4 protein-coding genes are annotated in these 2574 nt (G+C 57.8%); 3 read left to right on the top strand and 1 reads right to left on the bottom strand.

The genetic code is table 11. The features are described 5' to 3' along the window. The 3 genes from Q0341_RS06890 to Q0341_RS06880 form a co-directional block, all read left to right on the top strand. Window positions 1-817: hypothetical protein (locus tag Q0341_RS06890; protein ID WP_299511474.1), on the top strand; the 817-nt coding region annotated here is incomplete at its 5' end. 18 nt (window positions 818-835) lie between these two features. Then, window positions 836-1324 (top strand): cyclic nucleotide-binding domain-containing protein, encoded by a 489-nt coding sequence (locus tag Q0341_RS06885; protein ID WP_299511472.1) that lies wholly within the window; start codon window positions 836-838, stop codon window positions 1322-1324. Then, window positions 1321-1668: a cyclic nucleotide-binding domain-containing protein gene (locus Q0341_RS06880; RefSeq protein ID WP_299511470.1), complete on the top strand. Its 348-nt coding sequence runs from the start codon at window positions 1321-1323 to the stop codon at window positions 1666-1668. The genes Q0341_RS06885 and Q0341_RS06880 overlap by 4 nt, the downstream gene beginning before the upstream one ends. Before the next feature lie 63 nt (window positions 1669-1731). On the opposite strand, the gene Q0341_RS06875 is transcribed toward Q0341_RS06880, so the two are convergent. Beyond that, the coding region (locus Q0341_RS06875; protein WP_299511469.1) for a hypothetical protein at window positions 1732-2574 on the bottom strand (843 nt) is incomplete at its 5' end.

Raw genomic sequence — 2574 nt, 5'->3', positions numbered from 1 at the left:
GCCCGTGAACCAACTGCCCCTGACCCCCAACAACTGGCCTGAAGGCCTGCACCAAGCTTGTCGTCTGCTGCGAATGAATTGGCAGGCCCAATGGGATGGCCTGCCCCGCATTTTGACGCTCTGCCAACAATCGTTGAAGCTTGTGCAGGCAACCGATCACGACACCATCGTGCTGAACCAATTTGCCCAATGCGTCGCCCACGACATCGAGCAGCAATTTGCAGACAACACGCGCCCCACAGAGCCGGCCTATCACAACCGCCTGCACACGGCCGATGTATTGATCGTCTTGACCACCCTGCTGCACATCCTGCATGCCACCCATGCAGCACACGACGACAAAACCTGGTCCAGCGCCTTGTTGGCCGCCGCCGTAGCGCATGACTACAAACACCCGGGCGGCGTGAACCAATTTGCATTTCAAATAGAGCGTGCCTCATGGCAAGGGGTGCAGCACATTGCACAAACACTGCCTTCAATCTGGAAACAACGCATCGAGCGTTGGATCCTTGGCACCGACGTTCAAAGCGTTCACTTGAACCACCAACGCATTGCAGACCACGCCTTTGAATGGGTGGACCCTTGGGCTCAAGTGTTGCTCAATGAAGCGGATATCTTTATCAGCGCAACGTCTGAATTTGGCCCGGGCTTGAGCGATGCACTGGCGCGTGAATGGCAATGCGCGGGTTTTGTGGGCCACAGCCGGGTGTCTACACAAGCCGGTCGCGCCGATTTTTTGCGCGCCGCGCTTTTTTCTAGCCCAGCAGCCAAAGCCTTGGGTATTCAAGCGCAAATCCAACAACAACTGACCCCATAAACCAACAGGATTGACCTCATGACCGCTTCCCAATACGACTTTGTGATCGACTTGAAAAAAATCGACGTCCTCGGGACCTTGCACCCAGACTCGATTGAGGCACAAGAGGCCTACCACCAACATGGCCTGAGCAGTGAAGAGAGGCTCTACTACCAACTGATCCAAGATTTGGCACTGGACACGGCCGCTTACAAACCAGGGACAGTGCTGTTCGAGATGGGGCAAGCCGTGACGCAGGGCTACATCATTCGGCAAGGCGATATCGAACTGCGAACCGACGGACGGATTTACAGAGTCGGGCCAGGCGCAGTGCTGGGACTGGCATCGGGTTTGGCCAACCTGCCGCACAACATGAGCGCAAAAGCCTTGACCGTTGTGACCGCCAACCTCATACCGCAAAAAGTATTCAACACGCTCAACACGTGCCATATCGGCCTCAGAGGCATCAACCGAAGCACCATCATGCGCACACTCAACCTCAGCAGCGTTCCTGAAAGCCTGAAATGAGCACCTTCAGTGAAATTTCATTTGCCACAGGCGAACACCTTTTTGAAGCCGGCCAACCCGCCGACAAACTCTACATCATCAAAGCAGGCTGTGTAGAACTGATCGACAGCCGAAGTGGTGAGGTGTTTGTCACCCTGAATGCGGGGCAACCCTTTGGTGAGCAGGCGCTGCTCACAGCGGGCGTGCGCAGCGCAACGGCCCGGGCCAAAGAACCCACAGTCTGCATGGAACTGACAGCCACGGGCTTGCAACAAATCCTGCAAAAAGAAAGCGCACGCAGTCGAATTGTCTTCAGGGCATTGCTGCTGCAACTGTTGATGACCAATCGTTTACGCCACAGTTGAGGCCACCTGACGCGCCACGGCCCGTCACGGCCGGCCACACCCACCACACCCACCACACCCGCCTCACAACACCGCCGACACTCTGGAGGTGGCGGTGCCCAATTCGTCGAGCACATGGCCCGAGCTGAGGCTGACCAGCGCGTTGCCCGAAGGCGTGGGCGCAGCCGTCCAGATGTTGGCGCCTGTCCAGCCACCCGGCGCGTTGTTTTCGCCAGCAACGGTGGTGGTGGTGGTTGACGTGAGGTTGCTCATGGCCTCCACCGCACCTGGCGTATTGCCACCAGCAAAATTGGCCGCATACAGCGCCAGTGTCTCGGCCAGGCTGGCCATGCGGCTGGTGTTGGAGCCCCGTGCGGTGTGGTCACCTGCCCAGGTTCTGGCGTCGGACCAGTTCATGTCGGTAGAAGCGCTTTGGCCCATCTGGAATTCCCACACCTGCGCAGCAATGCTGGTGACAAAGCCCAACGCCGTGTTGCCCGTGGTGGCCTGGGTGCCGCCAGTGACGCCAGTGATGTTGTAGTAGTCCCAATCCGTATTTGAATTCAAACTGAGACCGTCCCGGTCAGTCGTTGATAAAGTTGGGTTGCTTGCCGTGTCGGTATTGTCCAGTCGCGTCCACAAGCCAATGCCATTGCCATCCGGGTCGCCGTAGAAGTACACAAACACATTGCCGGTGATCTTGTCTTGCACAGAGTAGTTTTGGAGGGCCTGCCCAGTGTGTGAGGTTTCAGCCGTGCCGCTGGCCACCAGAAACAGGCGACTGGCTTCAGTCGCTTGCATGACGCCATCGCCGTTGGCGTCCACCGAGATCTTGTGCACGCCGCTGCCATAGGTGTTGTGGGCGGCTTTCTTGAGGGCTGCGCTGCTGGCGGCAAAGCTGATGGTGTAGTCGCCGGTGGTGTTGTT

It is taken from the genome of uncultured Limnohabitans sp. (genome assembly GCF_937889215.1).
Taxonomy (GTDB): domain Bacteria; phylum Pseudomonadota; class Gammaproteobacteria; order Burkholderiales; family Burkholderiaceae_C; genus Limnohabitans_A.
This window is presented reverse-complemented; position numbering and strand designations above follow the sequence as displayed.

Excerpts from the sequence above, each read along its gene's own strand:
- Q0341_RS06885 (WP_299511472.1), top strand. The coding sequence starts at position 836 with ATGACCGCTTCCCAATACGACTTTGTGATCGACTTGAAAAAAATCGAC.
- Q0341_RS06880 (WP_299511470.1), top strand. The coding sequence starts at position 1,321 with ATGAGCACCTTCAGTGAAATTTCATTTGCCACAGGCGAACACCTTTTT.